The organism is Mycobacterium sp. 1164985.4 (assembly GCF_001668575.1).
In the GTDB taxonomy this organism is placed as follows: Bacteria; Actinomycetota; Actinomycetes; order Mycobacteriales; family Mycobacteriaceae; genus Mycobacterium.
Window position 1 is genome coordinate 1 of sequence record NZ_LZMD01000016.1, and the last position, 17,507, is coordinate 17,507.

A 17,507-nucleotide genomic window follows, 5' to 3' on the forward strand; every position below is an offset into this window, starting at 1 on the left:
GGCATCCCAGTCGACAGGCTGGCCCGCGCCCAGCCGCTCCACCACCTCACGCCGGTCGTAGGGGTCCACCAGCGGCGGGGTCATCGGCGGTCGATCCGCCTCCACAGCCTTGGCCTCGTCCAGCACCGTCTGCGCGACCGCCTCGGCCACCCGCCGCCACATCGCCTCACCCAGCACCAGCTGCGTCTTGGCCCAGATATCCGGTGCCACCGCCTCCAAGCGATGCCGGTAGCCACCACCAGCCGTTGGCGCCTCACCCGGCGATCGGCGGATATCGGCGTCACGCACCGCCTCAAACTCGCCCACCCACTCCCGTGGCTGTTGCACCCCCAGCTCCGAGCTCACCAGCGCGCGCGGCCGAACATCGGTCACCCGCGCCAGCTCCTCGGCGTGCGCCGCCAGCAGCTTCGCCGCAGCACGGACCCCGACGAACCGGTGCGCCCAGTCGATCGGCAGTGCGTGGTCATAGACCGCCAACGTCGCCGAGGCCGGGATCACCACACCGGGCGGCACATAGGCACCGTCGCCAACCGTCGAGGCGATCGCCACCACCTGACCGGTCGGCAACGCCAGCACCGACACCGCCCACTCCACCCAGCCGCCGTTCAGCAACTCCTTCCGCACTTCGGTACCGCGCACCAGACCATCGAGAATCCGCCGCGCCAACACCAGCTCCGCACTCGGCAGCGGCTCGCCCGCCGCCACAGCACCAGCCGCCGCACCAGACCCAGAACTCGACGCCACAACCGGCGGCCCACCAGCGCTCTGCTGCGGCGGCGCTGACGTGCCTGGCGGCTGAGCCGAGGTCGGCAACGTCGCCGCACTCGGTGCCGGAGCACCACCACCGCCACCGGGCGGCACATACGGCATCAGACCACCCCCACCACCGCCGCCAGGAGGAACCGGTGCCATACCGCCGCCGCCGGCCGGGGCCGGTGCACCCGGCGCGGCCGGTGCCGGGGTCGGCGCGCCCCCTCCCTGAGCAGGAACCACCGGAACCTGCCCACCACCGGGCGACGCCGCCGCCGAAGAAGGATGCGGGCCGGCGAACTTCTCCAACGATGGTGTCGGAGACACCGCGCCCGAAGCGCCCATACCCGACGCCAAACCCGACTGGAAACTACTCGCCGCACTCGACAAATTCGGATTACTCGACAGCGCCTCCGACATCGACGACGCCGGAGCCGTCGCCGCATCCTTCAACGAACTCCCGCTCAACGGATTCAAACCGGTCGGCATTTGCGGCGGCCGTACCGAGCCCACGCCGCCCATGCCCGAGCCCACCCCGCTGCCCGCATTGCCCATCTGGGGTATAGCTGTAGGCGACGTGACGGGACTGGCCAGGGGCGTCACGGGTCGCTCGACCTCGCCAGCTACTGGCGCTGGTGCGTCCGCAAACTCGTTGCCGGTGGCTGTGTGATCCACCTCGACCACTTCGTCAGCGACTCTCGCTTGGTCACCCTGGAGGTGTTCATCCCCGGCCCCCTTGGCGTCGCTTACCGTGTCCGCCGCCGACCCCAAGTCGCGGTCGGCTTTCTCTCGCGGCTCGTCCACGGCAGATTCGTTTTCGGTGGTTGTTGGCCCTGCCTGTGTTCCGTCACGCGGGCTGTCCTCGCCCGGCATAGGGGTCGGTGGCGGGGTCGCGGCGATGTCTCCCAGTGCGACGGACTGTGCTGTTGCCGCTTCTGTTTTGTATGGGGCAACAGAGAACGGTGTCTTGGCCGTTTGTGCTGCCTCCCAAGCCTTTTGAGCGGCATCCCCGATGCGCGTTAGGTCTGTTTTCAGCCCGACCACCGTGCTCTTGTAGGACTCCCCGGTAACGGCTTTCGAACCGAGATGATCCGCCACGGCGTAGGCATGATTCATCATCTCGGTGAGCCGTTCGACCCGCGCATCGCCGGCCTGCCCCTGCAAGAGGTTTGGACTCTCGGACCGTTTGCGTTTGAGCGTGTCGCCGTAGTCGGACAACCGCTGCTCAGCGGCCCGGTGCTCATCGACCACACGCTGAATGTCGTTCTCGGAGATGCTCGGCCAGAACTCACCGATCGCCATCGCGGCGGCCACACCCGGCGGACGCTGAATATCACCAGCGCCGCCACCGCTGACACCTACCCCGCCCGCCCCTGCCTCGGCCGCGGTGTTGGCACCGTCGGCGATGAGCGCCTGCGCCTCGACCTGGATGTTGTTGGCTGACTGTCCCGATGCTGCGGGCATTTCTATTGCCTCCGTTGGGTGTTCGGGCTGTGCGCACAATGCACGACAGACTCAGCCGAGACCACAAATCTTCCACACACGGTCACTCGCTGCGTTCTCCTCTGCTGCGCTGTGCGGTCGCGGTTCAGCCAGCCCACGCGTGCGGACGGGTGCGTACGCGGCCATCCGTGCGTAGTAGACCGACACCAGTTCTGCCACCGCTTCTCGAATCTGGGGACTCGCGCTGGGGAACTCATGCAGAGCCGTCTCTAACGCGCCCACACCGGGCAGCAGTTCGGCCGCGTTCTTGTCCTTTCTCGGCATCGCGCTGTTGATGGTGGCGTAGCGCGTGCACAGCCCGACGTCCTGGGCGTGGGTGTCGCCGCTGGCTGATGCACCTGCATCATTTGCGGGCTGAACAGCCTGCGCGGCGGCATCGGGCGATGAGGACTTGATGGCCATGGCTCCGATAGCGGTTCCCAGCCCGGCGGAGATCAGAGCTGTGGCAGCGACGATGGCGATGAGTCCGCCTCGCCCCAGACGGTTCGGGGCCGAGGGCGGTGGGCCGCCGAGATCGGCTGGCGGATGCTGCACGTCTTCCCCCTCGCTGAGGTCGCTGGCTTTTTGGGCCAGCGTATTGGCGCGCACTGACAAAAGCACGCGCCGAACACCCCCAACGCCCAAGTCAGACAACAAAGTTCAAATGAAGCGTTCACGTGATGACTGCTATTGATCGATTTGTTTTCGCGTCAGTCATACAAGGGTGAACAACCCGGACCTGGCCGTAGCCGCTCGGGATTGGCCATGATCTGTCCGCATCGGCGTGTCGCGCGTTTCCAAAACCCCTCGACTGACAGAGTGGGCAATATGGCTCGTCCAAGCAAAGGTGACCGCGCAGCGCACATGGTCAAAACCCATCCCGCGGTCACTCAACGCATCGTCGAAATGGCCTCAGAGGCCAGCGCCTCCTCGGTTATGCAATACGTCGCAGACGTACTCGCTTTGTATGTCGGGCTGCCCCAGCATGTCCGAGAACTAAACCAGCCGTCGATCAACTCCACCCGACAGATCGAGGCGCTTCGGGGTGATAAATACGGCCGGATCATGGTCCGCCCGCACCGCGAGGTATCTGAACGGCTCACGGCAGAAGCACCCGACCACAAAGTTTCCCCGCACATCGCTGACGTCCTCGCGGTCCATGTCGGGCTACCCCAGTACGCCCGCACACTCAATCGCGTAGAGGAGGTTTTGCCGCTGGCGATGTGAGACCCCGCCAGGGCCTGGCCACCAAGTTCGTTTGTTCCGTGCTCGACGGCTGGGCCTTGGCAGATGTGACATCTCAATAGCTGGTGTGCGGATTCGCCCGCTGACATGACGAAGGCCCCCGTAGGGGCCTTGTCTGAGGTACTGACCTGAGCGCCAACTCAGGTCCGGGTCCGCACCCGTTGCCCCTGAAAGGGACGTGTCTTGCTGGACTCGTCTCACGGTAGCGCACGCCTGCCCGCAGTACCAGATACGCCGCGCAGCAAGTGCGCGAATCGTGATCTTCTCACCGCCCGACCGACTCATCGGGCGTGTTCTTCACCGACGCCGCTCGGCGGGGCGGTCCATGCCGCGCACAGCCCGCACGTCGAGCGCGCCCAGACGGCGCAGGGTCGGCGGGACTGGGTGCTGCGCGCGGGCGCGAGCGCGGTCGGACATCGCGCGCCCATGTGGACGAGTCGCGCGTCATGGTTGGACGGTCTGCGGCGGTGGGCGCAGTCACCGGCGCTGGCCCAGCTGTGCGCGGAGCAGCGGGTGTCGATGACCGCGGCCACGTTGTTGGCGATCGCGGCGGTGATGGCCGAGCACGCCGATCACGCCACCGGCCGCCACGTGGCGGTCACTCGCGCCACCATCGCCGACACAGTGGGCTGTGACGTGCGCACGGTGACCGCGGCGTGGCGGGTGCTGCGAGTGTCGCGCTGGGCCGTGGAGGCACAGCGCGGCCACGGCTCGCCAACCACCCCCAGCGTGGGCCGGCGCCCCTCGGTGTACCACCTGGTGTCGCGCCGGGACCCCCGGCCGGCCGACGATCAGCCTGTGCACGATTTCCACCTACCGCCGTCAGGCGGTGATGGTCTTTTATCTCCCGTAGGGAGCAACTCACCAAGCGTGCGCGCACGCGCACACGCCGCCAATAGTCCCCAACAAAAACCCAATCCAGCGCGGCACTGGCGCACCACGCCGCGACCACTTGCCGCCCAGCGGCTCGCCGCCGAACTGGTCGCGTGTACCCACGGTCTGGGCCGCGGCCACATCGGCGCTATCTGCGACGCGCTTACCGCCGCGGGCATCGACCCGGCGCTGTGGTCGGCACGCGCAATCACCGATGCCTTGGACGCCGACATGCGAACCCGCGGTTGGAACTGGCCCGACGAGATCACCAGTCCCGGCGCATTTCTGTCCAGCCGTCTACGCCGGCTCACCTGGACCACACCACCAGCACCGCCGAAAGGTGGCGGCTACGCCGCCACCCGCATCGACCAGACGCCGGCCAGGGCGACGCTCACCGACGCAGCGCAGGCACGCATCGCCGCCGCCCGCGAACACATCCGCCAGGTGCTCACCGAACGCACACAACGCACCCGCCCTGCGCGCACTCCGTGCGCGCGTTCAGACGCACACGCGCGACGGTCTATCGTCGAGCCCATGGCGCCGCCCCTTCCCAACGAACCCGAGCAGGCTATTACTCGGTCAGCTGCGGTGCGGCGCTGGCGGCGCGAGGAGTGCACCGAGCACGCCGACGCCGAGGCCTTCTTCCGTCACCTCGATCGCCTCGTCGACGACGACGCGCCCAGCGGTTCCGAAACGGCGCGCTAACTGCTCCCGCACTTTTCAAGCCAACCTAACTAGTGTGCCTAAGTTTCGGGCGGTGACACCGGGCGCGCCCGCGTGTGTTTCTTCTTCACCACTCCGCAGCGCTACTTGATTCCTTCTCCTGTCTCTTCGCCCCGCCCGATACCTCGTTGTTGTCAACCCCACCTTCTCCTCTGCTCACCCACAGCCAGCCCATTTCCCTTCGATACCCCCACCGCCCCACACCAGTTCAGGCCCCACAGTGCTCACCTTGTCCCAGCGCCTCAACACCATGGCACATTTGCACAAGTTGTGCGATCATAGGCGGGAGCGCGCCTGGCGGCGAGCTCCCTGGCCCGTGGGTGGCCGGGTTGGGAGGTGTTGGGCGCGGGTGCTGACGATCGCGAAGCTGGGCCGCTGGTCGGTGTCGTATTACGTCGACACCGCCCGTGAGGCGACGGCTGCGGCGCGTGATGATCGTGCTCGAAACGGCGGCCTCGGCGAGTACTACAGCGAGTCGGAGACCCGGTTGCCGACATGGTTGGTGGTCGGTGAGGACGCGCAGCGCGCCGCCGAACTGGTCGGGTTGACGCGTGTCGAGGCGCTCGGCGGCGACGCCGATCTGGACGTGGTAACCCGGTGGCTCGACGACGGGGTGGCGCCCTGCGGTGAGGTTGGCCGGGCCTTCCGTGAGGGGTCGGTGCACGGGTTCGATTTGACGTTTTGCGCGCCGAAATCGATGTCGTTGTTGCGTGCGCTCGGTGACGATGTGACCGACAAGGCGGTCGCTGATGCGCACGCCTACGCCATCGGCGAGGCGATGAAGTATCTCGCCGCGCATGCCGGTTACACGCGCACGCACAATCCGCACACTGGCCGCAAGGATCTTGTGCGGCTGCCGGGGATCGTGGCCGCGGCGTTTCAGCACGAGACCTCACGCGCGGGTGATCCACACCTGCATACGCACGTGATCGTGCCCAACCGGCAAGCCCGCGCCGATGGCCGGCTGGTGTCGCTGGATGGCACGTCGCTGTTCCACGAAGCGCGCGCCGCCGGGATGATCTATCAAGCGTCGTTGCGGTCGCACTTGATCAACTCGATTGCCCTGGAATGGGGTCCGATCGATCCCGACACCGGCATGGCGGAAGTGGCGGGCGTTGACCGCGCCACCATCAAAGCGTTCTCGCAGCGTTCCAGCCAGCTCGAGGACTGGGCGCGCGGCAACCTTGTGCTGGCCGACGAGGAGCCGACCGCGGCGCAGCTTGGCGTGGCGCAGAAAGCGACCCGCCCGCGTAAGCCCGAGAGTCTGTCGCGGGCGCAGTTGCGGGCCGGCTGGGCGGCCGATCCGCGCGGCTTCGGCATCGATGCCGAGGCGCAGCGGCAGGCCCGCGAGATGCGTCGGGCCGCGGCCGGGGTGGATGTGCGGGAGGTGGCGCGCCAGGCGGTCGCGGGCATCCATACGGCGGCGACGTTCACCCGCGCCGATCTCATCGAGGCCATCGCAGCCCGGCTGCCAGTGGGCGCCGCCGCCACGGCTGGCGTGTCGCCGCGCGAGCTGGTGGAGACGCTGGCCGACGAGGTTTTGATTGCGGTGACCGCCGAGCGTGCGCCGCATCAGCGGGAGGGATCGGTGCGCTACACCGCCGCCGAGCTGCTCGCCGAGGAACGCGCCATCATCGATTTGACCCCGGCCCGATCGCAGCGCGCGGTGATCCCCATCCGCCGTGATGACACCGCCGCGCTGTCGCCGGATCAGCGTGCGGCCATCACCAACATCGCCACCTCGCCGTGGTTGATCCAGCCGCTGTCCGCGCCCGCCGGCGCGGGCAAGACGCACAGCCTCAAAGCGCTGCGGGCGGCGATGCGCCGCACCGGCGGCGATGTGCTGGTGCTCGCGCCTACCCACCGCGCCGTCGATCAGGCGATGAGTGAGGACGCCGGCGGCGCGGGCATGACGATCGCGGCGGCACTGGAGCGCCACCGCCGCGGCACCCTACAGCTGACTGCCGCACCCACCCTCGTGGTCGTTGACGAGGCGGGCATGGTCGGCACCCAGCAGCTGCGCGAGTTGTTGACCGCGACCACCGAGGCCGGGGTCAAAATTGTTCCGGTCGGTGATGCCCGCCAGCTCGAACCGGTCAAAGCACGCGCCGGCACTTTCGAACAACTCTGCACCGACCTGCCCTGGGCACAACACCTGTCCGAGGTGTGGCGGATGCGCGACCCCGACGAACGATCCGCCTCCCTGGCGGTACGGCACGGCGGCGCCGCCGCGGTGCGCCGCGCCGTGGGCTGGTATCGCCGCAGCGGCCGACTCAACGTCGGTGACGAAGTCACCATGGCCGATGACGCCCTGGCCGCTTGGCGCGCCGATCTCGACGCCGGCCGCGACGCCCTGCTGATCGCCGATCGCTGGGAAGTCGCCGACCCACTCAACGAACGCATCCACCGCGACCGCATCGACCCGGATGCCCCCACTGTCGCCGCCGCGCGCCAGCACCGCATCGCCGCCGGCGACCTCATCGTCACCCGCGACAGCGACCCCACCATCGCTATCCGCCCGGCCCGCGCCGGCCAACCCGATCCCGCCCCGGTCCGCAACGGCAACCGCTGGGAAGTCCTCGACGAGGTCGACCCCGACAACAACCGGCTCGCGGCCCGCCGCATCGGCGACGATGCCATCGCCGTGTTCAGCGGTGAGTACCTGCGCAAGCACGTGCACCTGGGCTACGTGCTCACCGTGCACGTAGCCCAAGGAGCCACCGCCGACACCACCCACGCACTACTTGGCGTGGCCTCACGGCTGGCCAACCGGCGCACCGCCTACGTCGCCATGACCCGCGGCCGCCACACCAACAACGTCTACCTCTACGAGCAGCCCACCGGAGAACGCGACCACGAACACGCACCCACCACCACCGATATCGACACCCATACCCGCGTGCGCGGCACCACCGCGCAGGCCGCCGCCGCGCTGCGAACCATCCTCGGACGCGACCGCGACTCGGCCACCATCGCCGAAACCGCCGCTGCCGCAGCCGAACACACCCAGCTGCCCGCCGAGGTTACCGACCACCTCGACCACCACCGGCGCGTCGTCACTGACCTACGGCGGGCCCACCGGCACGACCGCGGCCGCACCGCTGACAACCGCCACCGCGCAGCAAAGCAGACCGCCGATCGCGCCCTGGCCGACATCCTCGCTGTGGCTGGCCGCCACGGCGGCGACCCCCTGCCCGCCGGACCGCTGGCGGTGCCCTACGCCCACGCGGTCACCACGGCCCACTCCCGCAACCGGGAGGACCTCGACCAACTCATCACCGACACCCACACCGCCGCCAAGGCCCGCGACCGCGCCGTCGTGGTCGTCTCCCCCACACCCGAGCCGCCATACACAGAGCGGGGATGGATGGTCGTCCCCTACAACCCCAAACGGCTCACCACCACCCCGATGCCCCGCGACGCAGTCCTCATCATCGACAACGCCGCAGCCGCGCGCCCCACCGACCTGGCCCGCATCGCCCAGCACGCCGCCGCCCATCACGCCCGGCTGCTGCTCGTTGACGACGACCAACCCGGCCCCTCGCGTCGGCTCCTCGACGGACTCAACCTCCCCTGGGCTGCTCACCACCACGACATCGACCCCGCCGCCCGCGCCGCAGCACTCACCATCGCCGACCCCGAACTAGCCGCCGACATCGACCGCCACCGTGCCACCCACCAACGCGGCTGGCACCAACTCACCCGCATCCGCGACGTCACCGAGCGTCACCGCGACCGCGGACGAGACCTCGACAACGACTACGGCCTGGACATCTGATCCAAAAACCACCGCTTCCTAGAACCGTTCGTTGTCGGGACGGGCTCGCTACGCTCGTCCGTGTGGCCACCAGCTCGCCGGACTCGTCAGGCAGCGACGAAGCTGACGACGACCTCGACGCCGCCTATGCAGCGGCAGTGATAGACAACCCCGCCTACCCGTATGACTCCGAAGAAGAGCAGCAGGTCGCCCGAGCGGTACGGAACGCCCGCGCGATCCTCCCGCGCGGGGGTGTCAGAAGAAGAGATCACCATCGTTGACACGCCCTAGCCGACGACAGCCCTCACAGCGACTTCGACGTCGAGCCGGAGCGCCTCCCGCTGATCGCCCGCACCCCCGGAGCTGTGACCTACCTACTGGACACCAACGTGGTGTCCGCTTTGCGCAGAGCCTCAATTCCTGTCGTGCCGTCGCGGAAGGCAGCTCCCAGGACTGGGTGGCGTGGCACGGGGACCTGCCTTTGCCGCTTGTCGCGAAGATGTACGCCGAAGGTGGACCTGAGATGAGCAACAGATCAATCACACTGACCTACGAACAGCTCTGCGCGTGGGCAGGTCGTGACTTATCTAGTGACGAGATTGACCAGCTCCACTCGGCCATTCCCTTTTCGTCGATACCAGAAGCCATTTCAACGATCTCCGACAATCTGGATTGCGGAGGATCGGTATGACAACTCACACGCCTCGCCGAACCATCCGGATGTCCGATGAGGATGGAACGCCGGTCACGCCAAGGCGCGACAGCGGGGCTGTCACTCCCTGGGAAGACGAGTCGTGCGAGTCCGACGTTAGTCGTCGCGCAGAGCCTCAATTCCTGTCGTGCCGTCGCGGAAGGCAGCTCCCAGGACTGGGTGGCGTGGCGGGGGGACCTGCCTTTGCCGCCGCCGCCCCGCCTGTCCTCGCCTGACCGAGCGCAGCTCGGCAATGGGTTGGCCGTCATCTCCAATCACCAGAAGGCATTCTCCTTGCCCGACGCGGGCCAGCGCTCCGTCCAGGTCATCACGGACCTCCTGCACATTCAACGACGCCATAGGCAGGCGATGTTAACCGCGTGGGAAACCGCCGAACCAGCGCGGTGGGTGCAGCGGGCTATGGATGTGTCCCTGAAACGACTATTTTAGAAGCACTCGAAGCGTGGTGATCACCGATTGCGGCTGAGCAGCTCGCGCAGTCGCTTGGCTCCGCGGTCGGACACCGATTGCGACGACAAGGCATACGCAGCGGCCTGATCGGGAGTCAGTCGACCGCCGCTGATGTGATCGCTTAGAAACCGCCGCACTTGCGCCTTTTCATCTGCCCCTGTCCAGCCGTTACGACCGCCGTAGAAAATGACGGAATCAAGGTCTTTGCGGACATCATCGTCGACTTGGGGACGTAGTGACCTGCCCGGTCAGCAGGTTGATCGCGGCCGCGCCAGCAGCCCATTCGGCTAAGGGCGTGGAGCCCTCGACGACAGCAAGCGAATAGCCCCGAGCCAAGCCCATCGCGAAGTGCAACGACCGTTCGTCTGGCACGAACGCCAGAACCGGACCGCGATCGGGTCGGCTACGGCTCTGGGGTGTGGCGTGACCCCCCGCTCGGATGATCTCGTCGAGGTCGGCATAACCAAAGGTCGCCGCGTTTTGCGCGTTGCTCACCAGCAGCGGCGCTAGCTCCTCCTCGCGACTGCGTTCCCAAATCCAGTCGGCGGCCAGGGCGACGGCTTCCTCCCACGGCCGATCTTCGACGTCATCGGGGACCCACGCTGCGGCCCGCAGGTGAGTGGAGGGATGCAAATCCTCGGCGGCCATCACGCGATTCCTGACTGAGAACTGAGTTTGGCCAGGTAGCGGTAGGCCGTCGCCCGGCTCACCCCGAACGCTTGGGCAAGTTCGTGTACGGGTTCGCCCGTCCCGGCGAGGCGGCGCAGCTGTTCTTGTCGTTCGGGGGTCAATTTGGCCGGCTTGGTAGCCGGCAGTTGGCGGGCTCGCCGGGAGTCGCGCGAGGCAGCGCGACGCTCACGGCCGAGTTCGAGTTCAAGCTCGGCCAGCGTCGCCATGATGGTGGCCACCGCACGGCCTGTTGGTGTGCCGGTGTCCACACCTTCACGTAAGGCGCGTAACAGAATTCGGCGCTCACTCAGATCCGCGATGGTGCGGGTTACTTCCGCGACGGATCGGCCCAGTCGATCGATGGCGGTGACCACCACAGTGTCGCCCTCGCGGGCGTAATGCAGCAGGGCCGCCAGGCCCGGCCGAACGGTGTTCACCGCACCCGACAGCTTGTCGGTAAAGATTTGGCCGGATTCGACGCCCTGGGCGGTAAGCGCGGCGAGCTGTGCATCGAGGTCCTGGCCCAAGGTGCTGACCCGCGCGTATCCGAGAATCGCTGTCACACCGCTACCGTCTCATTGTCCTCTGACATCGAGGATCTGAGACACGCCGTGTGAGACAAGAAATGAGACACCGCGACCTGGCGCGATGTGACCACAACGCGGGCCATGTGGGGCCGTCTCACTTCTTTAGAAATGGGACACGCAACGGATGCGCGGCGTGGGACGTGAAGGGCTCAGGCTCGCTGATCAGTAGGGCGAGAATGGCAACGAATTCTTGTCATGGGTGTGCTTCGGCTGGGTTCGAAGGTAGGGCTGGTTGTTGTCGTGTGGGTCGCTGGGGCCACCAGCTGGCTTCGCGTAGGAGTGTGGCGATGGCGGGCACGGTGAGGGTGCGTACGACGAAGGTGTCGAGTAGCAGTCCGGCGCCGATGATGAGGCCGGCTTGGATCATGATGGCGACGGAGCCGACCATGAGGCCGAACATGCTGGCGGCGAAGATTAGACCTGCTGAGGTGATGACGGCGCCGGTGTTTGCGACGGTGCGCAGGACGCCGACACGGATGTTTCGGCCGGATTCTTCGCGCAGGCGTGAGACGAGCAGCATGTTGTAGTCGGCGCCGACGGCAACGAGAATGATGAACGCCAATAGCGGTACGGGCCAGGCGATTTCCTGGCCGAATCCCCATTGGAAGACCAGGACGCCGATGCCGAGGGAGGCCAGGTAATTGAGCAGGACTGTGCCTAGCAGGTAGAGCGGTGCCAGGAGCGCGCGCAGCAGCAGGACCAGGATGAGTCCGACGATGAGGGTGGTGGCGATGGCCAACTGTGCGAAGTCTGCCCAGAGGAATCGTTGGATGTCGGAGTTGACGGCGGGGAAGCCGGCGACGGAGACGGTGGCTTCTGCCAGTGAGGTGTTGGGTCGTGCGGTGCTGGCGGTGTGGGTGATCTGGTTGGCGAGGTCCATGGCTTCGACGCTGTAGGGGTCGTAGCTGGTTTCGATCATGAAGCGCGCGGTCTTGCCGTCGGGTGAGAGGAACTGTTTGGCGACGTCGGTGAATTGCCTGTTCTCGAAGGCGTTGGTGGGCAGGTAGAACCCGCTCGATGAGTCGGAGTCCTTGGCTGCGCGTGCAGAGTTTTGCAGTTGGGTCGCGATTTGGCTCATGCCGGAGAGCATTTCGATGTTGCTGTCGGCGAGGGTGCGCACACCGGTCGCGAGCGCTTGGGCGCCGGAGGCGAGTTGGCCGATTCCGTCCTGGAGGCGGCGAAGGTTGGCGGCCAGGTCGTCGGGGTTGCCGAGGGCGCCGAACGCTTTGTCCAGGGTGGCGACCGCGTTTTGGACGTTGGTGAGGGTGCCGGTGACGGTGGCATTGGTGGCGGGGTTGTAGCGGTCGCCGAGGGCGGCGATCTGGTCGAAGAATCCGCCGTCACGCAGGGTGGTCAGGATTCGTACTTGGTCGCGGATCTGGGCGCATTGCGGTGTGGTCGCACACCATGGCGAGGTGTTGAGGGCGCCGACGAGCGGGTCGAGCATGGTGATCGCGTTCGCTGCTTGTTCGGCCAGCGGTCGCAGGCCGGGGCCAGCTTGGATGGCTTGATCGGCGGTAGGGGCGGTGGCCGAAAGTTGTTGCAGTAGTGGTCGGAACTGGTTGATCTGGGTGCCGGCGGATTGTGCTTGGCCGAGGATTACGGCGAGGGGGGTCAGGGCGGTGCGCACGGTGGTGTCGAGTTGGGCTAGCCCGCCGGCGAGTTGATCGGCGCCGTCGGTGAGTTTGGCGAGGTCGCCTTTGCGGGCGTTGCCCTCGGCGACTGCGCCGGCCATTTTGTCTCCGATCTGGCCGTTTTGCCAGGCCAGTTCCGCTTGGTCGAGGCGTTCCCCGGTAGGGCGGGTGACTCCGGAAACCTTGGTGACACCGCTGACTTGGGAGACGCGGGAGGCCATTTCGTCGAGGTCGGCGAGTCCTTTGCCGGTGCGCATGTCGGTGGGGTTTTCGACGACGAGGAATTGGGTGATGACGATGTCTTTGCGGAAGTGTCGGTCCAGCAGCTGGTAGCCCTGGTTGCTTGCGGTGCTGGCTGGTTGACCTTTGCGGTCGTCGTAGCTGATTTTGATGGTTGCTGCGACCGCGGACAGTGCGAGCAGGATGACGAGGCTGACGATCAGCAGCGGCACGGGGCGACGAACCACGGCCACGGCCACCGAGTTCCAGTAGCGGCGGGTGCGATCGGATTTGGGTTCCCCGATGCCGCGTTTGGCGGCGATCGCCAGTACTGGCGGGAGCAGGGTGACGGTGGCCAGGAAACCGAACAGGACGGCGATGGCGCACGCCGGGCCGAGGGCGGCGAAGACGCTGAGTCGGGCAAAGACCATGGCCAGGAAGGCGAAGGCAACGGTCGCGGCGGAGGCGAGGATGACGCGTCCGATGCTGGCGGTGGCGTGGATGATGGCTTGGTCGGGGGGTACCTGCGCGCGGCGCTGTTCGTGGTAGCGGCTGATCAGGAAGACGGTGTAGTCGGTGCCAGCGCCGAGCAGGATCGCGGTCATGAATGCCACGGTGAACTGTGAGACGGGCATACCCATCTCCCCGAGCGCGGAGAGCACACCGCGTCCGACGGCCAGGCTCAGCCCGATCACCAGCAGCGGGAGCAACGCGGTGAACACCGACCGATAGACGATCAGCAGGATCAGGGCGATGATGCCGACGGTAGCGATCGAGATCAGCAGCAGATCGTGCTCGGCGGAGGCGATCATGTCGCTGAACGTCGCTGGCGGTCCGGTCACCTGCGCGGTGACCGTTGATCCGGCGAATACTTCTGCGGCGATGCTGCGCACCGCCTTCACCGACTCGGCGGCGGTGGGGTCTCCCAGTGTGCCGGTCACCCCTACCGGCAGGTACCAGGCGTTGCGGTCGGGGCTGAGGGCCTGCGCTTCGGTGACCGGATCGGCCAGCAGGTCTTGAACCAGCAGAACGTGGTCGTGCTCGGCCTGCAACCGGGCGACGAGTTCGTCGTAGCGCTGCCGTGCTGCCGGTGTCAGACCGTTGGGGTCTTCCATGGCCACAAAGAGCAGGGTTTTCGACCCTTCTTCGCCGAAGGCGGTGCTCATGCGTTCCACCGTCTGCAGGGAGGGCGCATCGCGGGGAATGAGGTCCACCGACTGCTGGCGTACCACGGTTTCCAATTGCGGAAACAGCAACGCCAACACCACGGCCGTGCCCAGCCAGGCCCCGATGACCAGTGCTTTGTGGCGGAGGGTGAACCGACCCAGGGCTGCCAGCCGGGCGCTGTACTCGCGGTTGTCCGCCGGGTCGCGAGAGTCGTTACCGCGGCGCTGAGTTTGCGAGGCGGGGCCGGGGGAATCGGTCATGCCGTCGGTCACCGAACCTCCATGAGTCAACGATACTGTCGGTATCGCTACGCTACAGCATGTAGCACAAAGGCGGCGCCGGTGCGTCGGACACCAGCTCGCCCGAAAAAGCGGCCTACCGCGGGTTGACGATGTTGGCGTTGTCGTCCTCGGGCACGTCGTGGCGCACCACGCGCACCCGACCGTGGGGCAGGCACGCCATGTAGCCGTGACGTTTGCCGTACAGCTCCCACGCGGTCTCCTCAGCGTCGGGATCGACGTCGATGCGGTGTCCACGTGAAAAGCTCAGGTGCAGTCCTCCCTCGTCGTCGGACCAGGCCTGGGTGCACACCGCGCCAGCCAAATTGAGCAAGGGGCGCTCGTACACCGAGATTCGCAAAGGGTCGATGAGGACGGCCTCGACCGGAAATCGGTCGACAGCGGGCAGGGTCAGTATCAGGGGGCGCGAGATGACGATTTCGTTGTAGTCATCGAGGTCCAGAACCAGGCCGTCACGCACAGAGACGCGTTGTACGACACAGTCTTCGATCCATTGGGTGTACATGGCCGTCTCCTTCGGCGCATCGGTGAGCCGCACCCCGAATAGTACTACCAATGGTATCGCTGCGATACTGAAAGTATCGTTACGGTGTAATGCTGCCCGCATTCGCCTGGTGGACGACTCGTCGGGTGGCCCGATCGATGCGGTCTCGGGTTTCGGCCGCTGACACCCGGTCGCTGATGAAGGCCACGAGATTGGCCAGCCAGATATCGGCGACGATTCCGGCGAGGCGCAGATCGGCCGGGGTGGGTTCACCGCCGGCGAGGGTGCGGGCCAACAGGGTTTCGATCGCCGCGGCGGCGCGGTCGAGTTCAGCGGCGGCGCGGGTGTCAGCCATGACGAAGGCGCGTGTCATCGCGTCGGTCAACAGCGGGTCACGCTGCCAGCGATCGTGCAGGTGCTCGGTGAGCCGGTCCAGTCGCTGCTGCGGCGTGGAGGCGCCGGTGGCCCAGTCCCCGGATACATCGAGGCGCTGAAACTCTCGGATCAGCGCCGCCACCAGCAGATGGGTTTTGGCTGGAAAGTATCGGTAGAGCGTGCCCACAGCGATACCGACCCGCTCGGCAACTGTCCGCATGTGGACCGCGTCGTAGCCGCCGGTGGCAGCAACAGCGAGCGCGGCATCCATAATCGCTTCCCGGCGACGTGCGGAGGCGCGTGAACGCAGCCCGCCAGCTGTGTGGCCCTGGTCGCCAGCCGAAACCCCCTGAGCCTGTACCGTTTCGCTGCTAACCCGCGCGCTGGCGGCGGTCATGATGCTTGGTCGCCGCCGCGGCGCGAGAACTGTTCGAGAAGCTCACCAAATCCACTGATGTCGCCGTGAGCGGCGAAATGCGCGGTGTCGACCACGACGAACACCGCATTCGCGGTAAACCGAGTAACGCCTTCCTGGACCCCTGCCGCCGCGACATGAAGCGCCCGCCCCTCACGGCCGGTGATATGCGCGGTGATGCGGTGAGGCTGGTGCAGTGGCACCGGCTGCAGATACTCCACCGTCAGAGCGCGCGTCACCGCCGGTGTGCCGGCGATCCACAGCGTGAAGCCCAGCACGTCATCGCACGCCGCCGCCACCGCCCCACCATGGGCTAAGCCAGGGGCCCCGATGTGGCGCTCATCGAAGGTCACATCGGCATACACCACGTCGGCGCTGCGATAGACCACCAGCCCCAGCCCGTGCGGATTGTCCGGGCCGCACCCCATGCACGTCGGGGTGTGAGAAGGCAGCCGTTCCGACGGCGCCGCGCTTTCAGGCACTAAACCGCTCCCAGTACTATTGGTTTCGCTGCGATACTCTTAGTACCACAACGGCTAGACTGTCGTTCACGACATCGCCCGAAATTCAATGCCGAGGTGAACCTGTGAACGACAGCAGTTTCGTCCTCGTCGAGCACGATGTGTGCGTCGCGGGCGTTGGCGTGGTCTTCGATGAGGGCGCGTAGGCACGCTGAGCGGCGTTGGCGTTCGTTGCGGTGGTGGGCGCCAGCGCGGTAGATGGTGGCTTGTACGCCGGCGTCGACAAGGGCCTGGGCGATGGTGCGTTTGCGGCCGTCTTTTTCGTCCTTCATGTGCAGGTAGCGTTGTCCGGGAAGGAGCAGGCCTCGTATCAGCTGACGCAGTGCGGCCAGCTCCGTCGTGACGTGGACGCTGGCCACGAGCAGATAGTCGCGTTGCTTGGTTTCGTCGACGTAGATGTGGCGAGCGGTCACGACATGCTCCGGTCGTCCGGGAGCGGCCTCGCGCGGCTGATTTGTGTGACGGCGGTGGGCCGGTCGTGGAGCGGCGGTTGTACCTTCACACCGATTCTCGGCGCGACCCTGGCCGGTTGGCAGGTTCCGCTGGATGACCGGCGTCCACGCGAGCGATTGAACGTGTCGATGCACATGCCCGGAGACGTTAACGAGCGTGCATGCAGACGCCGGTGATCAAGCGGGCATTTTCGGGGATGAGCAGGGATTTTATGGCTCGAAGTGGGAGCGGAAGCCTTCGAGCCAATCCGCGCGGGCGAAGCTGTTGAGATCGACCGGAACCCATACCTCGGCGTCGTCGGGACCGTCTGCGTCGCCGCTGGCCACCCGCTCCTGAGCTTCGAGATAGCCAGCCACGTGCATGTCCTCCGGCTGTGAAAAGACGGCTTGCATCTCGGCGAGGTTGGTCGTGAAGTCCTGGTAGGCGGCGCGGCGTTCGTCGTCGGTGGCGTAATCGTCGCCGTATCTGTCTAGCCATGCTGCCCAGTGCTCAACGGAACCCGGCTGCGGCGGCGGGGCGGCCGGCGGCGTGTTCGCGTTCATGATTTCCACGGTATGACTCCCTGCTGACATCTGCTGAGCTCCTTCGCTTGGATGTCCTTCCTCGTAGTGGCCGCTGTTGGTGCGTGGTGGTGGGGGCTGTCAAGGCTCGACCGTGGTCGACCGCGCAGCGGCGGCACGGCCTTGACAGCC

At 66.6% G+C, this 17,507-nt stretch carries 12 protein-coding genes and 2 pseudogenes; 4 read left to right on the forward strand and 10 right to left on the reverse strand.

All coding sequences use genetic code 11. The annotated features are described in order from the left end of the window. Both A5650_RS26670 and A5650_RS01835 read right to left on the reverse strand, forming a co-directional pair. Window positions 1-2,214, reverse strand: a pseudogene (locus tag A5650_RS26670) (hypothetical protein); the annotation flags it as partial. Between the two features lie 51 nt (window positions 2,215-2,265). Beyond that, window positions 2,266-2,853 (reverse strand): hypothetical protein, encoded by a 588-nt coding sequence (locus A5650_RS01835; protein ID WP_065143234.1) that lies wholly within the window; start codon window positions 2,851-2,853, stop codon window positions 2,266-2,268. A 243-nt stretch (window positions 2,854-3,096) separates the two neighbouring features. Here A5650_RS01835 and A5650_RS01840 point away from each other — a divergent pair, with 243 nt between their 5' ends. The 4 genes and pseudogenes from A5650_RS01840 to A5650_RS27580 form a co-directional block, all read left to right on the forward strand. Beyond that, complete coding sequence (locus tag A5650_RS01840; RefSeq protein ID WP_231992461.1) at window positions 3,097-3,459, forward strand: hypothetical protein; 363 nt, start codon at window positions 3,097-3,099, stop codon at window positions 3,457-3,459. 444 nt (window positions 3,460-3,903) lie between these two features. Then, the gene (locus A5650_RS01845) at window positions 3,904-5,055 is read left to right on the forward strand and encodes a rep protein (RefSeq protein WP_231992463.1); all 1,152 of its coding nucleotides are present in this window, start codon (window positions 3,904-3,906) and stop codon (window positions 5,053-5,055) included. 367 nt (window positions 5,056-5,422) lie between these two features. After that, window positions 5,423-8,851: a MobF family relaxase gene (gene mobF / locus A5650_RS01850; protein ID WP_044543337.1), complete on the forward strand. Its 3,429-nt coding sequence runs from the start codon at window positions 5,423-5,425 to the stop codon at window positions 8,849-8,851. 104 nt (window positions 8,852-8,955) lie between these two features. Then, window positions 8,956-9,111 (forward strand): annotated as a pseudogene (locus A5650_RS27580) (hypothetical protein); the annotation flags it as partial. A 1,094-nt stretch (window positions 9,112-10,205) separates the two neighbouring features. On the opposite strand, the gene A5650_RS01860 reads toward A5650_RS27580, so the two are convergent. The 8 genes from A5650_RS01860 to A5650_RS01895 all read right to left on the reverse strand — a co-directional run bounded on the left by A5650_RS01860 (window position 10,206) and on the right by A5650_RS01895 (window position 17,357). Next, entirely contained in the window at window positions 10,206-10,640 is a 435-nt protein-coding gene (locus A5650_RS01860) for a hypothetical protein (protein WP_065143231.1), read from the reverse strand. Then, window positions 10,640-11,224, reverse strand: a complete 585-nt coding sequence (locus A5650_RS01865; protein WP_044543338.1) for a recombinase family protein — start codon at window positions 11,222-11,224, stop codon at window positions 10,640-10,642. The genes A5650_RS01860 and A5650_RS01865 overlap by 1 nt, the downstream gene beginning before the upstream one ends. A 217-nt stretch (window positions 11,225-11,441) precedes the next feature. Next, the gene (locus tag A5650_RS01870) at window positions 11,442-14,528 is read right to left on the reverse strand and encodes an MMPL/RND family transporter (protein WP_172831639.1); all 3,087 of its coding nucleotides are present in this window, start codon (window positions 14,526-14,528) and stop codon (window positions 11,442-11,444) included. Window positions 14,529-14,643: 115 nt separating this feature from the next. Then, on the reverse strand, window positions 14,644-15,072 hold the full coding sequence (locus A5650_RS01875; RefSeq protein ID WP_044544298.1) for a DUF6188 family protein: 429 nt from the start codon (window positions 15,070-15,072) through the stop codon (window positions 14,644-14,646). Between the two features lie 79 nt (window positions 15,073-15,151). Further along, window positions 15,152-15,823 (reverse strand): TetR/AcrR family transcriptional regulator, encoded by a 672-nt coding sequence (locus tag A5650_RS01880; protein ID WP_044543340.1) that lies wholly within the window; start codon window positions 15,821-15,823, stop codon window positions 15,152-15,154. Further along, window positions 15,820-16,269 carry a PaaI family thioesterase gene (locus tag A5650_RS01885; RefSeq protein WP_084032456.1) on the reverse strand — a complete coding sequence of 150 codons (450 nt, stop codon included), beginning with the start codon at window positions 16,267-16,269 and terminating at the stop codon, window positions 15,820-15,822. Before A5650_RS01885 ends, A5650_RS01880 begins: the two co-directional genes overlap by 4 nt. 53 nt (window positions 16,270-16,322) lie before the next feature. Beyond that, window positions 16,323-16,775: a hypothetical protein gene (locus A5650_RS26260; RefSeq protein ID WP_178359818.1), complete on the reverse strand. Its 453-nt coding sequence runs from the start codon at window positions 16,773-16,775 to the stop codon at window positions 16,323-16,325. A gap of 249 nt (window positions 16,776-17,024) precedes the next feature. Then, entirely contained in the window at window positions 17,025-17,357 is a 333-nt protein-coding gene (locus A5650_RS01895) for a hypothetical protein (RefSeq protein WP_044544301.1), read from the reverse strand. Between the last annotated feature and the right edge of the window lie 150 nt (window positions 17,358-17,507).